Origin of the sequence: Streptomyces candidus (assembly GCF_014207445.1) — a bacterium.
In the GTDB taxonomy this organism is placed as follows: domain Bacteria; phylum Actinomycetota; class Actinomycetes; order Streptomycetales; family Streptomycetaceae; genus Streptomyces; species Streptomyces candidus.
Genome location: NZ_JACHEM010000011.1, coordinates 33107 through 53570 on the forward strand (window position 1 = coordinate 33107; position 20464 = coordinate 53570).

The window sequence follows — 20464 nt, forward strand, 5'->3', positions numbered from 1 at the left end:
CGGGGGCACAGGGCGCGGGCACGCCGCAGCGCGGCGGGGACAAGCCGCAGCGGCACGTCTTCGAGTACGCGCTGGTGCGCGTGGTGCCCCGGGTCGAACGCGGCGAGATGTTCAACGCCGGCGTGATGGTCTACTGCCGGGCCAAGTCGTTCGCGGCGGCCCTCACCCACCTCGACGAGGCGAAGCTCCTCACCCTCGATCCGGGGGCCGACGTGGCCGGGGTACGGGCCGCGCTGCACGCCGTGGAGGGCCTGTGCGGGGGTGGCGAGGGTGCCGGGCAGGCGGCGGGCGACGATCCGGGGCGGCGGTTCCGCTGGCTGAGTGCGCCCCGTTCCGCCGTGGTGCAGCCCGGCCCCGTGCACACCGGGCTGACGGCCGATCCGCACGCGGAACTGGAGCGGCTGCTCGACGTGCTGGTGCGCTGAGGGGCTCCGGTAGGAGTGTGACCTTCGTCCGGGTGGGGAACGGCCGTTGACACCGGGTGCCGCGGCTTCTAGCGTCACGACTGCTGAGGTACTAAGCGGTTGCTCAGCGATGGAGCAGTTCCCGAGGACGAGGAGAACCCGCAATGTCCACCACTGAGCAGCGCGTAGCGATCGTGACCGGGGCGGCGCGCGGCATCGGCGCCGCCACCGCAGTGCGGCTGGCGGCCGAGGGCCGTGCCGTCGCCGTGCTCGACCTCGACGAGGCGGCTTGCAAGGACGTCGTCGAGAAGATCACCGCGGCGGGCGGCAAGGCGCTCGCCGTCGGCTGCGACGTGTCGAACGAGGCCCAGGTCGCCGCCGCCGTGGACCGTGTCGCCGCCGAGCTGGGGGCGCCCACGATCCTCGTGAACAACGCGGGCGTGCTGCGTGACAACCTGCTGTTCAAGATGAGCGAGTCCGACTGGGACACCGTCATGGGCGTGCACCTCAAGGGCGCCTTCCTGATGTCCCGGGCCTGCCAGAAGCACATGGTGGACGCCAAGTTCGGCCGGATCGTCAACCTGTCCTCCTCCTCCGCGCTGGGCAACCGGGGGCAGGCCAACTACGCCGCCGCCAAGGCGGGCCTGCAGGGCTTCACCAAGACCCTCGCCAAGGAGCTCGGCAAGTTCGGCGTCACCGCCAACTCAGTGGCCCCCGGCTTCATCGTCACCGAGATGACCGCGCAGACCGCCGCACGCGTGGGCATGGACTTCGAGGACTTCCAGGCGGCCGCCGCCACCCAGATCCCCGTGCAGCGCGTCGGCCGGCCCGAGGACATCGCCCATGCCATCGCCTTCTTCACCGGTGAGGACGCGGGCTTCGTCTCCGGCCAGGTCATGTACGTCGCCGGCGGCCCGCTCAACTGACGGCCGCGGCGAGGAAGCACAGGAACCGGCGGACTGGGGAACTGGAACACATGACGGAAACAGTGCAGGACAGCGGTGTGCGGGACAGCGGCAGGGTCGCACTGGTCACCGGCGCCAGCCGGGGCATCGGCTACGGCATCGCGGAGGCGTTCGTCGCGCGCGGCGACCGGGTGTGCATCACCGGCCGCAACGAGGACGCCCTCAAGGAGGCGGTCGACAGGCTCGGTGCGGACCGGGTGATCGGCGTCGCCGGCAAGGCGCACGACGAGAGCCACCAGGGCATCGCCGTCGAGCGGACGATGGAGGCGTTCGGCAGGGTCGACTTCCTCGTCAACAACGCGGGCACCAACCCGGTGTTCGGGCCCATGGCCGACATGGACCTGAACGTCGCCCGCAAGGTCTTCGAGACGAACGTGATCTCGGCGCTCGGCTTCGCCCAGCGCACCTGGAAGGCGTGGCAGGGCGAGAACGGCGGCGCGATCGTCAACATCGCCTCCGTGGCGGCGGTCTCGGCCTCGCCCTTCATCGGCGCGTACGGCATGAGCAAGGCCGCCATGGTCAACCTCACGCTCCAGCTGGCGCACGAGTTCGCGCCGAGGGTACGGGTGAACGCCATCGCCCCCGCGGTGGTGAAGACCAAGTTCGCCCAGGCGCTGTACGAGGGCCGGGAGGCGGAGGCGGCGGCGGCGTACCCGCTGGGCAGGCTCGGCGTCCCGGCGGACATCGGCGGGGCGGCGGCGTTCCTCACCTCCGCGCAGTCGGACTGGGTCACCGGGCAGACACTCGTCGTCGACGGAGGCATCTTCCTCAACGCCGGAGTCGCCTGACGAAGCTGCCGTCAACGGCCGGCGGACCCCCCGCCGACCGCTGACGGAATCGGGCATTCCGATATCCGAACGGCCTGTTGGAGCACTGTAGTTGCGCCGACAGGCCGTTGCGGTATGGTCTGCCGACCCATGGCTGATCGAGGAGCGTGCACGTGTTTGACCGGACCAGGAGTCTGCGGGCCTCCGCAGCCCTCACGTCCATAGCCCTGCTGGCTGGATGCGGGGTACTGACCGAGGACAGTGCGGAGGCGGGAAGCATCATCACCGTCGGCACGACCAGCAAGCCCAGCACGCTCGATCCGGCCGGGGCCTGGGACGGGTCGTGGGAGCTGTACCGCAACGTGTTCCAGACCCTGCTGAGCTACCCGACGGGAAGCTCGGCGCCCGCCCCCGACGCGGCCAGAACATGCGACTTCACCGACAAGACGCACCGGGTCTTCCAGTGCGAGCTCAAGCCCGGACTGAGCTTCTCCGACGGCGCGAAGCTGGACGCCGCAGCGGTCAAGCACTCGATCGACCGGATCGTCGGGATCAAGGCCCAGGGCGGTCCGGGCGAGCTGCTCTCCAGTCTGCGTAAGGTCGAGGCACAGGGCAGCGGCAAGGTCGTCTTCCACCTGAACAAACCCGACGCGACGTTCCCGTTCGTGCTGGCCACGCCCGGCATGTCGCTGGTCAGCCCGAAGGCGTACCCGCCCGACAGGCTGCGCACCGACAACGCGCTGACCGGGTCGGGCCCGTACACCCTCCAGGCCTACCGTCCCAAGGGAGCGGACGCCGCGGCGGAGCTGGTGCGCAACGAGACGTACAAAGGCTTTGCCGACCGGCGCAACAACGCCGTCACCATCCGCTACTTCGACGACTCCGCGAAGATGGTCAAGGCGCTGGAGAACAAGGAGATCGACGCGACGTTCCGCGGTCTGACCGCCGAGCAGATCGTCGATCTGGAGGAGCGGTCGTCCGGGCCGGTGACGGTGATCGAGACACCCGGCTCGGAGATCCACTACCTGGTCTTCAACCCGAGGGACCCGAACTCCGCCAAGCCGGCCGTCCGGAAGGCGATCGCGCACCTCGTGGACCGGCCGGCCCTCGTCGAGAAGGTCTTCAAGGGCACGGCCGAGCCGCTGTACTCGATGGTGCCGCGAGGCATCGCCGGACACACCACGGACTTCTTCGACAGGTACGGGGAGCCGGACACGAAGGCGGCCAGGAACGTCCTGCGCGAGGCGGGCATCACCTCCCCCGTGAAGATGACCTTCTGGTACACCACCGACCGGTACGGGTCGTCCACCGCGCTGGAATTCGCCGAACTGAAGCGCCAGCTGGAGGCGTCCGGGCTGTTCTCCATCACCCTCGAAGGACTTCCCTGGCAGCAGTTCCAGCTCGGCGTGCAGAAGGGCACCTACCCGGTCTTCGGGCGTGGCTGGGCGCCGGACTACCCCGACGCGGACAGCTTCGTGGCGCCCTTCGTCGGTGAGCGCAACGCGATCTCCACGCCGTACAAGGTGCCCGAGATCACCAACGACCTGCTCCCCAAGTCGCGCGTCGAGGTCGACCGGAAGCGGTCCACGCAGTTCTTCGTGCGGGCCCAGAAGATCCTCATGGAGGACGTCCGGCTGCTGCCGCTGTGGCAGGGCAAGATGTACGTCGCCGCCTCCCAGGAGATCGGCGGCACGGAGCGCGCCCTGGACCCGCAGACCGTGATGCAGGTGTGGGAGCTGTACCGCAAGACCAGCTGGTAGACGCGTACGCCGGTGCAGCGGCGGCCGGCGGGGCGGGCGTTGTCAGTGGTGGCCGGTAGGTTCTCTGAACAGACGAGAGACCGAGACACCGGAGGTTGTTGACGTGACCGATGCCCACATGCTGCCCGAGTCCTGGCGCGGCGTCCTCGGCGGGGAACTCCAGAAGCCCTACTTCAAGGAGCTCGTGGAGTTCGTCGAGGACGAGCGGGCGAAGGGTCCGGTCTACCCGCCGCGCGAGGAGGTCTTCGCCGCGCTCGACGCCACCCCGTACGACAAGGTGAAGGTCCTGGTCCTCGGCCAGGACCCGTACCACGGCGAGGGGCAGGGCCACGGGCTGTGCTTCTCGGTGCGGCCGGGCGTCAGGACGCCGCCGTCCCTGCGCAACATCTATAAGGAGATGCACGAGGAGCTCGGCACGCCGGTCCCGGACAACGGTTACCTGATGCCCTGGGCCGAGCAGGGCGTGCTGCTGCTCAACGCCGTGCTCACCGTCCGCAAGGGCGAGGCCAACTCGCACAAGGGCAAGGGGTGGGAGAAGTTCACCGACGCGGTGATCCGCGCGGTCGCCGACCGTCCGGACCCGGCGGTCTTCGTGCTCTGGGGCAACTACGCGCAGAAGAAGCTGCCGCTGATAGACACGGAGCGGCACGCGGTGGTGAAGGGGGCGCACCCCTCGCCGCTGTCGGCGAAGAAGTGGTTCGGCTCGCGCCCCTTCACCCAGATCAACGAGGCCGTCGCCGGACAGGGCCACGAGGCGATCGACTGGACCATCCCGGACCTGGGCGGAGCCTGAGCCGGATCACCGCCGCGGGCGGCTAACTTTTCCGGTACGCCGTACAGGGCGTACCGGAGCAGCAGCGGGCAGCGGAGGCCGACGATGGAGCAGCGGGAGGCGTCCCCTGACGCCGTGACGACACGGATCGGGCAGACGGCGATCCTGCTCCACGCCGGAGACCGGCAGGAGGCGCGCAGCAGGTTCGGTGCCCTCTGGGCGGAGATCGGCGCCTCCGGTGATGCCCGCCACCGCTGCCTGCTCGCGCACTACATGGCGGACGCGCAGGACGACCCGCGGGACGAACTGCTGTGGGACCTGCGGGCGCTGGCAGCCGCCGACGACGCGGCGGACCCCGTGGGCACCGGCGCGACGGAACTGCGCGGCTTCTATCCGTCGCTGCACCTCAACCTCGCGACGGCCTATGCGAAGCTCGGCCGCCGGGAGGCGGCCCGCAGCCACCTGCGCTCGGCGAGGATCCTGTGCGACGCCCTCGCCGACGACGTTTACGGGCAGGGTGTCCGCGCGGCGATCGGACGGCTGGACGCGCGGCTGGCGGGGGACTGACCCCGGCCCCCCCGCCCCCGGCCGTGGCGTGCCGCAGCCACGCGCCCAGGCCCTCGTGCCTCACCTCCGGTACGTGGGCCCTGCCGCCTCGGCCCCGCGTGCCCCGGTCTCTCCGTACGCGGCCACGAAGATCACCCGCCGTACGCCGCCCCGAAGGTCACCCCCCGTACGTCTCCCGGCAGATGCGTGCCTCGGGGCTGTTCGCCTTCCAACCGCCGTAACCGGTGCCGAGGGCGCAGACGCCGGCACCCGTGACCGGGACCTTCGGCAGCTCCGGTGCGGGATTCGCCTTCCGCTTGCGTTTCGCCGATCCGCGTCCGGGGTCGTCGCGGGACTTGTGCCCGGTTTCCTTCCCGGACTTGCGCGCGGACGGGTGGCCCGGATCGGGCCGGTCGGCGGTGGCCCCGCGTGCGGGCGGTTCGGCACGCTTCGGCTCCGAACGGCCGACGGCCCCGGGCACCGCCCCCTGATCCGCCCGCCGTGCGGTGGGCCGCCGGGGCTCGGGCAGCTGTTCTGTCGGCAGCAGGGCCGCTTCGAGTACTTCGCGTACCGGGGCCTCCACGAGCCGCTCGGGCTGCCCGCCCTGGCCGGCGGGCTGCTGCGGGCGCGGCGCCGACGGCTGGGAGGCGGGGGGCTGCTGCGGGGCGGCGGGGGAACCGTTGGGTCCTGTTCCGGCGGCCATGCAGCCCGAAGCGGCGGTCACGGCCACCCCCACCAGGAACGTCGCTGCGGTTCTCGTCACGGTTCTTGTTCGATGCACGCGCGCAACTCTGCTGATCGCGGACCCGGTTGGGGAAGCCGGAAGGCCGATATTGGCCCGCACGAGTGACGAATCGGTCACGATGGACGTGCCGGGCATCCCGCGCCCCAGTCGTTCACGTGCCGAGCATCCCGCGCAACAGCTCCGCGAAGCCCGTGCGGAGTTCCTCCTCGGTGGGTACGGCCGAGTGGTAGGAGCCCGCCGCGCACGAGAACATCAGCCCTTCGACCCAGGCGATCAGGGACAGCGCATGCCGTTGCGGTTCCCTTGATCCGGCCGCGGTCATCATCGCCTCCATCGGCTCCCGGAACCGGGCCTTCCCCGCCGTGTCGTAGAACTCCCGCAGTTCGGGCCGCCGGGTGGCTTCGAGGGCCAGTTCGTAGCGGGCCACGAGCATGTCGCGGTGCCCGCTCAGGTGCCGGTGCAGCACCGCTGCGAGCGTTTCGGGCAGGTCCGCGGTGCTCGCGCCGGGGCCGCCCGGCAGGGCGGCGAGGCCGAGCACGCGTGCCTCCAGCACGGCGAGGCGCTGCGTCGCCGCCTCCAGCAGTGCCTGCCGGGTGCGTGCGTGGTTGGACGTGGAGCCCTGGGGCAGCCCGGCGGCCTCGTCGACGGCACGGTGGGTGAGCCCGCGCATCCCCCGCTCGACCAGGATTTTCAGCGCGGCGTCGGCGATCAGGTCCGCGCGCGGGGAAGCGGCGGCGGAGGGGGCGCCGGAGGCCCGCGACGAGGTGGCGGAGGAGGTGCGAGCGGTCATGGGGCAAACCTACCGCGCTTACTACGGGTGTAGTAGCGTCTGGGCCGTCACTACGGATGTAGTCGCCCAGGAGGAGTCATGTCCCCACAGCGTCCCGGCCACGCGGTGGTCATCGGTAGCGGAATCGGCGGCCTCACCGCCGCCCTCGCCCTCCACCAGCGCGGTCTGCGGGTCACCGTCCTGGAGCGGGCCGCCTCCCTGGAGCCGGTCGGCGCCGGGATCGGGCTGGCCCCCAACGCACTGCGCGCACTCGACGTCGTCGGCCTCGGCGACACCGTCCGCCGCCTCGCCGCCTGGCAGGGCCCCGGCGGCGTACGCACACCGGGCGGCCGTTGGCTCGCCCGTACGGACAGCTCGGCGGCCGTCCGGCGGTTCGGCGACCCGCTGGTCCTCGTCCACCGGGCCACCCTCGTCGAGGCGCTCGCCGCCCGGCTGCCCGACCGCACGATCCGTACCGGGACCCCCGCCGAGCTGGTCGACAGAGGAGCGGTCGACGGCAGGCCCGCGGTCGTCCGCACCCCCGACGGCGACCTGGAGGCCGACCTCGTCGTCGGAGCCGACGGCATCCGGTCCGGCGTGCGCGGCGCCCTCTTCCCCGAGCACCCCGGCATCACGTACGCGGGGTTCACCGCCTGGCGCGTCGTCGTGCCCGCCCCCGCGGAGCCCTTCGCGCCGCACGAGACCTGGGGCCGCGGACAGATCTGGGGCACCCAGCCGCTCAAGGACGGCCGGATCTACGCGTACGCCGCGGCAGCCGCCCCCGCCGGGGAACGCAGCCCCGACGGCGAGAAGGCCGAGCTGCTGCGCAGGTACGCCCCCTGGCACCACCCCGTCCCGCAGATCCTCGACGCCGCCACCGACGCGACGCTGCTGCGCGGCGACGTGCACCACATGAACATCCCGCTCCCCGCGCACCACCGGGGCCGCACCGTCCTGATCGGCGACGCCGCGCACGCGATGTGCCCGGCGCTGGGGCAGGGCGGCAACCAGGCCGTCGAGGACGGCATCGTCCTCGCCCACCACGTGGGGCCGGCCGGCGATCTCGGCGCGGCCCTCGCCGCGTACACCGCCGACCGGCTGCCCCGCACCACCGGCATCGTCCGCAAGTCCGCCCGGGTCGCCCGGCTGACGATGCTCAGCGGCACGACCGCCGTCGGCCTGCGGGACGGCATGACGACCCTCGCCCGCTTCGCTCCCGGCCTCGCGCTGCGCACCTTCGACGGGATCGCCGACTGGCGCCCGCCGCAGCGCACGTATGCTGCCCCCACACCCGTTCACCAGGCACGACGACAGGAAGAGGGACACCCGTGAAGGTCGGCGTCATCGGGCTCGGAGACATCGCGCAGAAGGCGTACCTGCCGGTCTTCGCCACCCTGCCGGACACGGAACTGCACCTCCAGACCCGTACCCCCGCAACCCTGGCCCGGGTCGCCGAGGCGCACCGGATCCCCGCCGAGCGCACGCACACCGACCTCGAAGGACTGCTGGCCCACAAGCCGGACGCCGCGTTCGTGCACGCGTCGACCAGCGCCCACCCGGAGATCGTCACCCGGCTCCTGGAGGCGGGCGTCCCCACGTACGTCGACAAGCCCCTCGCGTACGAACTCCACGACTCCGTACGCCTGGTGCAGCTCGCCGAGCAGCGCGGCGTCAGCCTCGCCGTCGGCTTCAACCGGCGCCTCGCCCCCGGCTACGCCCAGTGCGCCGAGCACCCGCGCGACCTGATCCTCATGCAGAAGAACCGGGTGGGACTGCCCGAGGACCCGCGCACCTTCGTCCTCGACGACTTCATCCACGTCGTGGACACCCTGCGCTTCCTGGCCCCCGGCGAGATCGACCACGTCGACGTGCGGACCCGGTCGGCCGAGGGCCTCCTGCACCACGTGGTCCTCCAGCTTTCCGGCGACGGCTTCACCGCCATCGGCACCATGAACCGGATGAGCGGCTCCACCGAGGAGATCCTCGAAGTCTCCGGCCGCGACACCAAGCGACAGGTCCTCAACCTCGCCGAGGTCGTCGACCACAAGGGCCAGCCGAGCGTCCGCCGGCGCGGCGACTGGGTGCCGGTCGCCCGCCAGCGCGGCATCGAGCAGGCCGTCACCGGCTTCCTCGACGCCGTCCGCGCCGGAAAGCCGCTCAGCGCACGGGACGCGCTGGCGACCCACGAGCTGTGCGAGCGGATCGTACGGACGGCCGTGGAGCAGGCTTCCTGAGGCTGCGCACCCCCTCCGTCGCGAGCAGCAGCGCCAGCGCGCACATCGCGAGCGGGACGGCCCAGTTGCCGTACCGCGCATACGGGGTGAGGCCGCGCGAGAGCGGTACGTCGTACACGGCGGCCGCGCTGCGGTCCGTGCCCAGCGGCTCGCCCACCCGGGAGCCGCCCGGCCCGTACACCGTGCTGACCCCGGTCAGCGTGGCGTGCACCATCGGCCGCCCGGTCTCCGCGGCCCGCAGCGCCGCCAGCGAGGCGTGCTGCCGCGGGGCCCAGCTCCCCTGGAAGGTGGACGTTGCGGACTGGGCGACCAGCACCTGCGCGCCGTCCCGCACCAGCCGCCGGCTCATGTCGGGGAAGGCGGACTCGAAACAGACGAGCGGACCCAGCCGCAGCCCGTTCCGCAGCGGCATCACCACCTGGCGCGTGCCGCGCAGCCGGTCCTCGCCCGCCGCCCTGCCGACGGAGGTCGCCCAGCCGAGCACGGCGCGGGCCGGGACGTACTCGCCGAACGGGACGAGCCGCATCTTGTCGTAGCGCGCTTTTGCCGGACCCTCCGGGCCCACCAGGATCGACGACTTGTAGATCCCGGACCGGTCGGAGCGCCGGGCGTCGACATTGACGAGGACGTCCGCACCGACCAGCCGGGACAGCGCGGCGAGCCGTTCCGCCACGTCGGGGCGGGCCGTCAGGTCCTCGCCGACGCTGCTCTCGCCCCACACGACCAGGTCGACCCGTTGTCCGGCGAGCGTTCGGGTCAGCTCTTCGCCGCGTGCCAGCCGCCGCTCGGCGGAGCCGGCGCCGTCGAACACCCCCGGCTGCACGACGGCGACCCGGGCCGTGCGGACGTGCGCCGGCCGCGGGGCCCAGAGCCAGCTAGCACCCACCAGGAGGACGCAGGCCACCAGAGCGGACCCGGCGGCGGTACGGGCGTACGGCAGCGTCAGCAGCACCACCAGAGCGGTGTTGACGGCCACCACCAGCAGACCGACCAGCCAGACCCCGCCGAGCGAGGCGAGCCGCAACCCGGCGGTGACCTCCCACTGCGACGAGCCGAGCAGCCCCCACGGGCCGCCCAGCCCCTCCCAGGAACGGGCGAGTTCCACCATCAGCCAGCCGGACGGGAGCAGGACGACCGCGGCGAGGGCGCGGGGCACGGCCGGCCTGCCGCCGAGCATCAGCCGTACCAGCCACCCCCACGGCAACCACAACAGCCCCACCAGAGCCGCCAGTGCGAAAGTGAACACGTGCAGACTCGGCAGCAGCCAGTGGTGCACGGCGACGACGAACCCGGCCCCGCCCAGCCACCCGTCCAGCGCGGCCCGCCGCCCGGACGGAGCCGACCGGGCCAGCAGCATCCACGGCACCAGGGCGACGTACGCGACCCACCACAGCCCCGGGGCGGGGAAGGCCAGCGCGGGCAGCGCCCCGGCCCCGACGGCCGCCGCGCCCCGCCCACCGCGCGAGGCGAGGACGCGCTGCGCGCGGGCGGCGGGCGGCCCCTGCCGGGGACCGCGGCCGGGCGTCCAGCGCTTCGGCATCCCGCGCCTCCTCACCAGCACCCACGTAATGCCCCCAGTGTGGGGGAGGGTGGCCACCGGGGACAGTGGGCCTCGGTGGCCTCGGTGGCCTCGGTGGCCTCGTTGGCCGCGCCGGCCGGTCCCGGCCGGCGCCGGACGACGCGCAGGCCGGAGCCTGCGGGCGTCAGACGATGCCCGCCCCGGTGCGCCGCCACTTCTCATGGACGGTGACCCGGTGCACCCGCCAGGAGCCGAAACTGTCGTCGTCCGCTTCGGCGGAACGGAGCAAGCGGAAGGTGTAGCGCCCGCCGGTGACGAAGTTCGGCGCGAACGAGCCGGCGGGTTCCTCTCCCGTACGGTCGTCCGGCGTGCGTTCCAGCCGCATCGGACTGAGATAGTCCGCCCGGAGTTCCGCGCCGTCCCCGCTGTTCCCGTCGAGTTCCTCCAGACGGAGACGGCGGTTGACGATCAGGTGCTGGCGCACGGGGAACAGCGTCAGCATTTCGGCCAGCCAGCCGCAGACCTCGCGGGCCGGGCCCTCGATGCCGCCCGCCGACCGGTAGTCGGCGCGGCCGTCCGGTGTGAACAGGGCTTCGTAGGCGGACCAGTCGCCGTCGTCGACGGCGACCGCGTAGGCGGTGACCACCGCGTCGACGGCCAGCCGGTCCATTACGGTCGCGAGCTCCACACGCTGTGTCATCGGAACAGTCTCCGGCAGAGGGGGCGTGGGGCCAAGGGCCCCGCGCGACGCCCCGCACCACGTGCCCCCGCCGTTCCGCCCAGGACAGCCTCGCGGCCCGGCGGCGCAGCGCGGGCGTCCGGCCCGCCTCAGCCCGCCGACTCCCCGGCGTGCGGACTCAGCACACCCGTGCCGACCAGGACGAACAGCAGGACGCCCAACGCCACCCGGTAGTAGACGAACGGCATGAAGCTCCGCGTGGAGATGAACCGCATGAACCATGCGATCACCGCGTACCCCACCACGAAAGCGATCACCGTCGCGAAGACCGTCGGACCCCACGACACGTGCCCGCCGACGTCCTTCAGCTCGTACACCCCCGATGCCAGCACCGCCGGGATGGCCAGCAGGAACGAGTACCGCGCCGCCGACTCACGCGTGTAGCCCATCAGGAGGCCGCCGCTGATGGTCGCGCCGGAGCGGGAGACGCCCGGGATCAGGGCGAGTGCCTGGCAGCAGCCGAAGATCAGACCGTCCTTGATCCCGAGGTCCCGCAGCGTCTTGCGGTGGTTCCCGGCCTGGTGCCGGCCGGTGCCCGCGTTCGCCTCCGCCCGCGCGGCCAGCCGGTCCGCGAAGCCCAGTACCAGGCCCATCACGATCAGAGTGGTCGCGATCAGCCGCAGATCGCGGAACGGGCCCTCGATCTGGTCCTTGAGGGTGACGCCGAGCACCCCGATCGGGATCGAGCCCACGATCACGAGCCAGCCCATCTGCGCATCGTGGTCGCCGCGCATCGACTTGTCACGCAGCGAACGGAACCACGCGCCGAGAATCGTCGCGATGTCCTTGCGGAAGTAGATGAGGACGGCCGTCTCGGTGCCGATCTGGGTGATGGCGGTGAACGCCGCGCCCGGGTCCTGCCAGCCCGCGAAGGCGGCCGTCAGGCGCAGATGGGCGCTCGACGAGATGGGCAGGAATTCGGTCAGGCCCTGGACCAGCCCGAGGATGAAGGATTCGAACCAGCTCATGAGGGTGGCGCCGTCCCGGATCGAGGCGCAGCGGTGCGGTGATGCGGGAGAGCACTGCGCGAGGGGTGGGGTGAGTGGTGCGCAGCGTACCCAGGGAAGGTGGCCGAACGGTGATCAGCGGGCAACGGGCGTGGCCCGGTGTCGCACCCGGGAGTTCACCTGCCGCGGGTCCTGCCGGTCGGGGTGCCGCGCACCCGCCGGCCCCGCCGGCTTCTCGGGATCACCGTGCCTGCCCGGCCGCGCGGCCCCACACCGCGCCCTCAGCCCTTCGGGAGCGGGAGTACGGGAACCTTCCCGGCCTCCGCGGACTGCGTCCCGTCGCCCCGCATGTCCTCGGAACTCGCGACGAGTACGCCCGTCCCGGCCGACCGGCCGATCGAGTGACGCTTGCGCCACGCCACCACCACACCCGCGATGCTCGACACCACGATGAATCCCGTCGAGATCAGGAAGGCGGGCGACCGCGGCGACGAGGCCTCGCTGCCCGCTATGACGTACGCCAGGGTGTTCGGGACCGAACCGAGCCCGGTCGCCGTCAGGAACGAGAAGTACCGCATCCGCGAGACCGCCGCGCAGTAGTTGGCGGCGGCGAACGGCACCCCGGGGAACAGCCGGATCGCCAGCATCGAACGGAAACCGTGCCGGCTGAGCACCCCGTCCGCCGCGAGCAGCACCCGCCCCCGCAGCATCGGACGCAGCGCGTCCTGCCCGAGCAGTCGGCCCAGACCGAACGAGATCCCCGCCCCCAGCACCGTTCCGCCGATGGACGTGGTGAGGCCGAGGGCGGTCCCGAAGAGCGCGCCCGCCGCCAGGTTGAGGATCGGGCGCGGCACGAACGCCACCGTGCACAGCCCGTACGCCACCCCGAACAGCACCGCTGCCATGGCCCCGCCCAGCTGTGGCGGCCATCCGTCCGCCAGCATCTTCTGCGGCTCGTACAGCAGGACCGCGGTGGCCGCCGAAGCCAGCACGACCGCGAGCAGGGCGAGCCTCGCCCAGGGCGACATCAGCGCCTTGGCGAGGCGAACCGAGCGCGGTCGGTCCGTGCGGGCCGGGGCCCGGGGGGCTTGGTCGAACATCCGGGGAGACTAACTGACATACGGGTGTGATCGCCGTAATGTGCACCGCATGAACCGCTTGACCCGTACGGCTGACAGCGGTCCGTCAAGCGCGCTCGCCGACACCGTCCTGGCACGCCTGACCAGCGTGTACCCGACGGCGGCGGACCCCGAGCAGGCCGGTCGAGCGGCCGCGTACATGCGAAACATCACTCCCTTCCTCGGTATCCGCACTCCCGAGCGCCGCGCACTCTCCCGAGTGGTGCTCGACGGCACTGCGCAACCCCAGGAGGCGGACTGCACGGCGATCGCGCTGCGTTGCTGGGAACTGGAGGGCCGCGAGTACCAGTACTTCGCCGTCGACCACCTGCGACGGCACGTGGGACGGCTGTCCTCCGGCTTTTTGCCCGTGGCCCGCCGGCTGATCGTCACCCTCCCCTGGTGGGACACCGTCGACCTGCTCGCCGTGCACGTCGTCGGCCCGCTCGTCGCCGCAGACCCGGAACTCGGCTCCGTCATGGACGAGTGGATCGACGACGAGGACAGGTGGCTCGTCAGGGCCGCGCTGCTGCACCAGCTCCGCCGCAGGGACGCCACCGACACCGGCCGGCTCTTCGCCCACTGCCTGCGCCGGGCCGCCCACCCGGACTTCTTCGTCCGCAAGGCCATCGGCTGGTGCCTGCGCGAGTACGCGAAGACGGACCCGGCGGCGGTACGGGCCTTCGTCGCGGCGCACCGCGCCGAACTGTCGCCGCTGTCCGTGCGGGAGGCGCTGAAGAACCTCTGACCGCTGTTCGGGTCGCGCCGGCCGGCGCTGCTCCCCGCCGCCAGGAAAACCGTTCGACCCGAGCGGCCCGATCGGCGATGATCGGCCCATGTTCCGGTACGCCTTCCTCGCAGCAACGCCCGCAGCCGCGGGCGCTGTTCGGGCTGCCGGTTTCCCGCTCGCCGCACTCGGCCCCGCCGCAGCCGTCCCGGCCGCACTCGGCTCCGCAGCAGCCGTCCCGGCCGCAGTCGGCCCCGACGCCTTCGGCGGCGCCCGAAGCTGACCCTCCCCGGACACTCCGGCGGACCCCGCAGGGGGAGGGTCGGTCGGATCCAGGGGTCCCCGTCTCCCGCCGCACGGCCCATCGGCCCGGCGCCGAGACCTCAGCTTCGTGTCACCCCGAAGGAAGAGTCATGCCCAAGACGGCATACGTCCGCACCAAGCCCCACCTCAACATCGGCACCATGGGGCACGTCGACCACGGCAAGACCACCCTTACCGCCGCCATCACCAAGGTCCTCGCCGAGCGCGGCACCGGCACCTTCGTCCCGTTCGACCGGATCGACCGGGCCCCCGAGGAGGCGCTGCGCGGCATCACCATCAACATCAGCCACGTCGAGTACGAGACCGACACCCGCCACTACGCCCACGTCGACATGCCCGGCCACGCCGACTACGTCAAGAACATGGTCACCGGCGCCGCCCAGCTCGACGGCGCGATCCTCGTCGTCTCCGCGCTCGACGGCATCATGCCGCAGACCGCCGAGCACGTCCTGCTCGCCCGTCAGGTCGGCGTCGACCACATCGTCGTCGCCCTCAACAAGGCCGACGCGGGCGACGACGAGCTCACCGACCTGGTCGAGCTGGAGGTCCGCGAACTGCTCACCTCCCACGGCTACGGCGGCGACGCCGTACCGGTCGTGCGGGTGTCGGGGCTCAGGGCGCTGGAGGGCGACCCACGGTGGACCGGTTCCATCGAGGCGCTGCTCGACGCCGTCGACACCTACGTGCCGATGCCGGAGCGGTACGTGGACGCACCCTTCCTGCTGCCGGTGGAGAACGTCCTCACCATCACCGGGCGCGGCACGGTCGTCACCGGTGCCATCGAGCGCGGCACCGTCGCGGTCGGCGACCGGGTGGAGGTGATCGGCGCCGACGTCGAGACGGTGGTCACCGGGCTGGAGACCTTCGGCAAGCCGATGGACAGCGCGCAGGCGGGCGACAACGTCGCGCTGCTGCTGCGCGGGGTGCCCCGTGACGGGGTTCGCCGCGGGCACGTCGTGGCGGCACCCGGAAGCGCCACGCCCGCGCGGCACTTCACCGCCCAGGTGTACGTCCTGTCGGCGAAGGACGGCGGCCGGTCGACGCCGGTCGCCTCCGGCTACCGGCCGCAGTTCTACCTCCGTACCGCGGACGTGGTCGGCGACGTGGACCTCGGCCAGGCCGCCGTCGCGCGGCCGGGCGAGACCGTCACCATGACGGTCGAGCTCGGGCGTGCGGTTCCGCTGGAGACGGGCCTCGGCTTCGCGATCCGCGAGGGCGGACGGACGGTCGGCGCGGGAACGGTGACCGAGGTCCTCGGCTGAGGGAACGGGCCGACGGTCCGGTCAGGGCCCGGTCCGCGCGGCGCAGCGTGCGTGCGGGCCGGGCCCCGTTCGTCGGCCCGCACCGTCCGCACGCATGCCGCGTCGGGCCGTCAGCCCTCCTCGGGGTGACGGCCCGGACCGTCGCCGTCGCCCAGCAGCGGAGTGGGGGAGAGGTCGGTGGGTTCCTCGCCGCTCTCCAGCAGGGTGTCGGCGGAACCGATGATGCGCGGGTCGGCCTTTCCGACCGCGCTCTCGTCCTTCGCCGCGTAGTCGCAGCGCAGCAGCAGGTGGCGCATCGCCTCCAGACGTCCGCGCCGCTTGTCGTTGCTCTTGACCACCGTCCAGGGCGCGTGCGGGGTGTCCGTCGCGCGGAACATCTCGACCTTCGCCTCGGTGTACGCGTCCCACAGGTCCAGCGACGCCAGGTCGGTGGGGGAGAGCTTCCACTGCCGTACCGGGTCGACCTGGCGGATCGCGAACCGGGTGCGCTGCTCGCCGCGCGAGACCGAGAACCAGAACTTGACCAGTACGATCCCGTCGTCCGTGAGCATCTGCTCGAACGCCGGGGCCTGCTCGTAGAAGTGCCGGTACTGGGCCGGGGTGCAGAAGCCCATGACCCGCTCCACGCCCGCCCGGTTGTACCAGGACCGGTCGAAGAAGACGATCTCCCCGGCCGAGGGGAGGTGCGTGATGTACCGCTGGAAGTACCACTGGCCGCTCTCGCGCTCGGTGGGCTTGTCGAGCGCCACGACGCGGGCCCCGCGCGGGTTCAGGCGTTCGGTGAAGCGCTTGATGGTGCCGCCCTTGCCCGCCGCGTCCCGGCCCTCGCACACCACGACGACGCGCTGGCCGGTCTCCTTCACCCACTTCTGGAGCTTGAGCAGCTCGATCTGGAGGATCCGCTTCTGGCGTTCGTACGCGGCACGGCCGAGCTTCTTGTCGTACGGGTAGTTCTCGCGCCAGGTGCCCAGGGGGCGGCCGTCGCCGTCCAGGAGGATGGGCTGCTCGGGGCGCTCTTCGTCCACCAGCAGGCCGTCGAGCAGCTCCGCCTCGGCGGCGGTGGTGTCGTTCCGGCCCTGGATGGGTGTCGCCGGTTTCTGGTCGTGGGACACGGGGCTTCCTTGCGTCGTCGGGGCGCGTGGTCGGCGGAAGGGGGCGGGAGGGGGCCCGGGGCGGGCCGGGGCCGGACATGCGCGGCGGGACGCGGCCGGTGCATCGGATGCGGTGCTCGGTTCCATCCTGGCCGGTACCGCTCAGATCGGCATGCGGCCCCGTGTGCGGCCGGGGGCGCCACGGGCGCCGGGCAGCAGAAGGGCCGGGGCCGGCAGAGCTACGCAGAGGGCAGGCACGACCACGACACACCTCCGTTCGGTTCGGAGCGGACCCCCGGGAACGCGGGAACGCGGGAACGTCCTCCGCATGCCCGCCGGCCGGCCGTACATGCCCGCCGCACCGATGCCGCGGTCGGCGGCGGCGCGGCGGGGGCGGGATGACGGCATATGACGACACGTCATGTCAATTGTGCGGCCGACGTGTTCCGGGAGTGCAGGACCTCTTGTGGGGTTCAGGAGGATGGGCCAATCTTTCGGTGTCGGTCGGTCGGCGGCAAGCCGGACTTCACCGCACGTTGGCTTGTCATGCCCCTGCCGCACATTCCCCCACTGATGCACCACCGGTGCACCCCCATGAGGAGGACCCCTCCGATGTCGATGCGTCCTGCATCCGCCCGCAGCACGTCCCGAAGACTCGCTCTGGCCGGCGCGACCGCGGTCGCCGCCCTCGCGCTCGGCGCCGTCTCCGTCCTGCCCGCCGCCGCGGCCCCCACCGCCGCCGAAGGGCTGATCGAGAACGCGGGAGCGGCCGACGCCGTCCCGGGCAGCTACATCGTCACCCTCAAGGAGTCCGCCGTCGACGCGGAGTCCGCGCAGGGCCAGGCGCTGGCCAAACGGTACGGAGCGAAGATCAAGGACACCTACGAGCGGGCCCTCAACGGCTACGCGGTCGAGCTGTCCGAGGCACAGGCCAAGAAGTTCGCCGCCGACCCCTCGGTCGCCTCGGTCGCCCAGAACCGCGTGTTCACCATCGACGCCACCCAGCCCAACCCGCCGTCCTGGGGCCTGGACCGCATCGACCAGCGGGCACTGCCGCTCGACCGGAGCTACACCTACCCCGACTCCGCGGGCGAGGGCGTGACCGCGTACGTCATCGACACCGGCGTACGCATCTCCCACAGCGACTTCGGAGGCCGGGCGAGCTACGGCTACGACGCGATCGACAACGACAACACCGCCCAGGACGGCAACGGCCACGGCACGCACGTCGCCGGCACCGTCGGGGGCGGCGCGTACGGCGTCGCCAAGAAGGCGAGGATCGTCGGCGTACGCGTACTCAACAACCAGGGCTCCGGCACCACCGCCCAGGTCGTCGCGGGCATCGACTGGGTGACGAAGAACGCCGTCAAGCCCGCCGTCGCCAACATGAGCCTCGGCGGCGGCGTGGACAGCGCACTGGACACCGCCGTACGCAACTCCATAGCCAGCGGCATCAGCTACGCCGTCGCGGCCGGCAACAGCAATGCCAACGCCCAGAACTACTCCCCGGCGCGCGTCGCGGAAGCGATCACCGTCGGCTCCACCACCAACACCGACGCCCGCTCCAGCTTCTCCAACTACGGCAGCGTCCTGGACCTCTTCGCCCCGGGCTCCTCCATCACCTCGGCGTGGCACACCGGTGACACCGCCACCAACACGATCTCCGGCACGTCGATGGCCGCCCCGCACGCGGCGGGCGCCGCGGCGCTCTACCTGGCGGGCAACAGGTCCGCCACCCCGGCCCAGGTCTCCTCGGCACTGTCCGCCGCGGCCACCCCGAACGTGGTCACCAACCCGGGCACCGGCTCGCCGAACAAGCTCCTGAACGTGGGCAGCTCCACCACGCCGCCCCCCGGCAAGCGCTTCGAGAACGCCACCGACGTGGCCATCCGCGACAACGCCACCGTCGAGTCCCCGGTCGCCGTGACCGGCGTCGCGGGCAACGCACCGTCCGCCCTGAGCGTCCCGGTCGACATCAAGCACACCTACATCGGTGACCTCAAGGTCGACCTCGTCGCCCCCGACGGCAGCGTCTACACCCTGAAGGGGTACGGCACGGGAGGCAGCAGCGACAACATCAACCAGACGTACACCGTGAACGCCTCCTCGGAGGTCGCCAACGGCACCTGGAAGCTGAGGGTGAGCGACAACGCGGCCCAGGACGTCGGCATGATCGACCTCTGGGCGCTCCAGTTCTGACCCCGGGCGCTCCGGTTCCGGCCCCGGAGCCGGCCGGTACCCACGAGCACACCCGGGCCTGACAGCGCACCGGCCCGACACCGCACCGGGGCCTGTCACCCCACAGAGGGCGGACGCCGCACGGCGTCCGCCCTCGCCCCGTTTCCTCACCCGTTCGGCGGGCCAGGGAGCGGTGCCGGAAGGCGCCCGGAGCACGGCGCTGATAGGCACGACGCAGAGACGTGACGCGTCGACGAAAGGTCTGATCGTGCTCTCACCCCAGATCCTGCCCACTCACCAGATACGGCTTCCCGCGGACAGCGTGCTCGCGGTCGAGTTCCAGCAGGGCATCTCCGATGCCTGGTCCAAGGTGGCCCAGTTCGTCCCGAAGCTCGCCGCGTTCCTGGTGATCCTCGTGGTCGGCTGGATCGTCTCGAAGATGATCGCCAAGGTGCTCGACCGGGTCCTGCGCAAGGTCGGCTTCGAACGGCTCAGCGAACGGGCGGGCTCCGCCAAAATCTTCAACGACTCCCAGTACGACGCGACCTCACTGGTCTGCAAGGTCGTCTACTACGCCCTGCTGCTGGTCACCCTCCAGCTCGCGTTCGGCGTGTTCGGACCCAACCCGGTCAGCGGCATGATCGACGGGATCGTGGCCTGGCTGCCGCGGGCCCTGGTCGCCCTGGTCCTGGTGGTGGTCGCCATGGCGATCGCCAACGCCGTGCGCGGCGTGGTGTCCGGCGTGCTGTCGGCCGCCTCGTACGGGCCGATGGTGGCCCGGATCGTGTGGGCGGTCATCGTCGCCCTCGGCGTGATCGCGGCCCTCGGCCAGGTCGGCATCGCCACGACCGTCACCGAGCCGGTGCTCATCGCCGCGCTGGCCGCGGTCGCGGGCATCCTCGTCGTCGGCGTCGGCGGCGCCATGATCCAGCCGATGCGCGGTCGCATCGAACGCTGGATGGACACGGCCGAGGAGGAGACCGGCCGGATGCGGGCCCAGCGGGCCTCCTCCGACACGCCCCGCGACGACGCCTACCAGTCGGGCCGCGAGGACGCGCTGCGGAACCAGCCCGTCACGGACACCGAACGCGTGGACCCCATGTGACGCCGTCCGCAGCGTGACGTACGCACCCCGCACGACTCCCGGCCCGGTCCCGCACCCTCGTGCGCGGCCGGGTCAGGTGCGTGGTGCGACCAGGCGGTGGCGGCGCACGAGATAGCTCAGCGCGGTCAGCCGGCACACGGCGTAGTCGTAGGCGACCGGCTCGTGCCACCCGGTCTCCGTCAGCGCGTCCACAAACCCCAGCGCGTAGTCGGCGAGCGCGGTCCGGTCGGGCGCGGGCGGCTCCAGCCCGGCACTGTGCGCGCCGAGCCGCTCGCGGATCTCGGCCACATGCTGGTCGACCGCGGCGGCGAAGCCCGGCTCGAAGGCGAATTCGGCGAAGCGCCGCTCGAAGTCGGCGCAGACCTTGGTAAGGACACAGGACGTCACCCAGCGAGCGTACGGGAGGAAACGGTGGGAAAACGGGCCGCGGGACGTGACGTCGGTCGCGGAAATCCGGGCGCCGGGTAGCGCGACACCGCCGCCGCGGCGGGC

21 protein-coding genes are annotated in these 20464 nt (G+C 72.1%); 13 read left to right on the forward strand and 8 right to left on the reverse strand.

Annotated elements, in window-relative coordinates; translation table 11 throughout:
- Window positions 1-71 precede the first annotated feature (71 nt).
- The 6 genes from HNQ79_RS20820 (at window position 72) to HNQ79_RS20845 (ending at window position 5235) form a co-directional block, all read left to right on the forward strand.
- Window positions 72-425 (forward strand): DUF3037 domain-containing protein, encoded by a 354-nt coding sequence (locus HNQ79_RS20820; protein WP_221508003.1) that lies wholly within the window; start codon window positions 72-74, stop codon window positions 423-425.
- Window positions 426-568: 143 nt separating this feature from the next.
- Complete coding sequence (gene fabG, locus HNQ79_RS20825; protein ID WP_185033304.1) at window positions 569-1330, forward strand: 3-oxoacyl-ACP reductase FabG; 762 nt, start codon at window positions 569-571, stop codon at window positions 1328-1330.
- 50 nt (window positions 1331-1380) lie between these two features.
- The gene (locus HNQ79_RS20830) at window positions 1381-2157 is read left to right on the forward strand and encodes an SDR family oxidoreductase (RefSeq protein ID WP_185033306.1); all 777 of its coding nucleotides are present in this window, start codon (window positions 1381-1383) and stop codon (window positions 2155-2157) included.
- Between the two features lie 152 nt (window positions 2158-2309).
- The gene (locus HNQ79_RS20835) at window positions 2310-3896 is read left to right on the forward strand and encodes an ABC transporter substrate-binding protein (protein ID WP_185033308.1); all 1587 of its coding nucleotides are present in this window, start codon (window positions 2310-2312) and stop codon (window positions 3894-3896) included.
- Window positions 3897-3999: 103 nt separating this feature from the next.
- Entirely contained in the window at window positions 4000-4689 is a 690-nt protein-coding gene (ung, locus tag HNQ79_RS20840; RefSeq protein ID WP_185033310.1) for a uracil-DNA glycosylase, read from the forward strand.
- A gap of 84 nt (window positions 4690-4773) precedes the next feature.
- Window positions 4774-5235 (forward strand): hypothetical protein, encoded by a 462-nt coding sequence (locus HNQ79_RS20845; protein ID WP_185033312.1) that lies wholly within the window; start codon window positions 4774-4776, stop codon window positions 5233-5235.
- Between the two features lie 157 nt (window positions 5236-5392).
- Here HNQ79_RS20845 and HNQ79_RS20850 read toward each other — a convergent pair whose 3' ends face one another.
- A complete protein-coding gene (locus tag HNQ79_RS20850) occupies window positions 5393-5977 on the reverse strand; it encodes a hypothetical protein (protein ID WP_185033314.1) in 585 nt (194 codons plus the stop codon).
- Window positions 5978-6110: 133 nt separating this feature from the next.
- Window positions 6111-6749, reverse strand: coding sequence for a TetR/AcrR family transcriptional regulator (locus HNQ79_RS20855; RefSeq protein ID WP_185033316.1), 639 nt, complete (start codon window positions 6747-6749; stop codon window positions 6111-6113).
- Window positions 6750-6827: 78 nt separating this feature from the next.
- On the opposite strand from HNQ79_RS20855, the gene HNQ79_RS20860 reads away from it, so the two are divergent.
- Window positions 6828-8060, forward strand: a complete 1233-nt coding sequence (locus HNQ79_RS20860; RefSeq protein ID WP_185033318.1) for an FAD-dependent monooxygenase — start codon at window positions 6828-6830, stop codon at window positions 8058-8060.
- Entirely contained in the window at window positions 8057-8962 is a 906-nt protein-coding gene (locus HNQ79_RS20865; RefSeq protein ID WP_185033320.1) for a Gfo/Idh/MocA family protein, read from the forward strand. The genes HNQ79_RS20860 and HNQ79_RS20865 overlap by 4 nt, the downstream gene beginning before the upstream one ends.
- Here the strand turns inward: HNQ79_RS20865 and lnt are convergent.
- The 4 genes from lnt to HNQ79_RS20885 all read right to left on the reverse strand — a co-directional run bounded on the left by lnt (window position 8886) and on the right by HNQ79_RS20885 (window position 13267).
- Entirely contained in the window at window positions 8886-10502 is a 1617-nt protein-coding gene (lnt, locus tag HNQ79_RS20870) for an apolipoprotein N-acyltransferase (RefSeq protein ID WP_185033322.1), read from the reverse strand. The genes HNQ79_RS20865 and lnt overlap by 77 nt on opposite strands.
- A gap of 163 nt (window positions 10503-10665) precedes the next feature.
- Complete coding sequence (locus tag HNQ79_RS20875) at window positions 10666-11181, reverse strand: nuclear transport factor 2 family protein (protein ID WP_185033324.1); 516 nt, start codon at window positions 11179-11181, stop codon at window positions 10666-10668.
- A 128-nt stretch (window positions 11182-11309) separates the two neighbouring features.
- Window positions 11310-12188 carry an undecaprenyl-diphosphate phosphatase gene (locus HNQ79_RS20880; protein ID WP_185033325.1) on the reverse strand — a complete coding sequence of 293 codons (879 nt, stop codon included), beginning with the start codon at window positions 12186-12188 and terminating at the stop codon, window positions 11310-11312.
- A gap of 260 nt (window positions 12189-12448) precedes the next feature.
- Window positions 12449-13267 carry a TVP38/TMEM64 family protein gene (locus tag HNQ79_RS20885; protein ID WP_185033327.1) on the reverse strand — a complete coding sequence of 273 codons (819 nt, stop codon included), beginning with the start codon at window positions 13265-13267 and terminating at the stop codon, window positions 12449-12451.
- A gap of 49 nt (window positions 13268-13316) precedes the next feature.
- Here HNQ79_RS20885 and HNQ79_RS20890 point away from each other — a divergent pair, with 49 nt between their 5' ends.
- From HNQ79_RS20890 to tuf, 3 genes are all read left to right on the forward strand, one after another.
- Window positions 13317-14033, forward strand: a complete 717-nt coding sequence (locus tag HNQ79_RS20890) for a DNA alkylation repair protein (RefSeq protein WP_185033329.1) — start codon at window positions 13317-13319, stop codon at window positions 14031-14033.
- An 88-nt stretch (window positions 14034-14121) separates the two neighbouring features.
- Complete coding sequence (locus HNQ79_RS20895) at window positions 14122-14295, forward strand: hypothetical protein (RefSeq protein WP_185033330.1); 174 nt, start codon at window positions 14122-14124, stop codon at window positions 14293-14295.
- A gap of 130 nt (window positions 14296-14425) precedes the next feature.
- On the forward strand, window positions 14426-15598 hold the full coding sequence (gene tuf / locus HNQ79_RS20900; RefSeq protein ID WP_185033331.1) for an elongation factor Tu: 1173 nt from the start codon (window positions 14426-14428) through the stop codon (window positions 15596-15598).
- A 110-nt stretch (window positions 15599-15708) separates the two neighbouring features.
- Here the strand turns inward: tuf and ppk2 are convergent, their stop codons facing one another.
- Entirely contained in the window at window positions 15709-16680 is a 972-nt protein-coding gene (gene ppk2 / locus HNQ79_RS20905) for a polyphosphate kinase 2 (protein ID WP_185033697.1), read from the reverse strand.
- Between the two features lie 621 nt (window positions 16681-17301).
- On the opposite strand from ppk2, the gene HNQ79_RS20910 reads away from it, so the two are divergent.
- Both HNQ79_RS20910 and HNQ79_RS20915 read left to right on the forward strand, forming a co-directional pair.
- Window positions 17302-18888 (forward strand): S8 family peptidase, encoded by a 1587-nt coding sequence (locus HNQ79_RS20910; protein ID WP_185033332.1) that lies wholly within the window; start codon window positions 17302-17304, stop codon window positions 18886-18888.
- Between the two features lie 247 nt (window positions 18889-19135).
- Window positions 19136-19972, forward strand: a complete 837-nt coding sequence (locus HNQ79_RS20915) for a mechanosensitive ion channel family protein (RefSeq protein WP_229923607.1) — start codon at window positions 19136-19138, stop codon at window positions 19970-19972.
- 72 nt (window positions 19973-20044) lie between these two features.
- Here HNQ79_RS20915 and HNQ79_RS20920 read toward each other — a convergent pair whose 3' ends face one another.
- Window positions 20045-20359: a DUF6401 family natural product biosynthesis protein gene (locus HNQ79_RS20920; protein WP_185033333.1), complete on the reverse strand. Its 315-nt coding sequence runs from the start codon at window positions 20357-20359 to the stop codon at window positions 20045-20047.
- Between the last annotated feature and the right edge of the window lie 105 nt (window positions 20360-20464).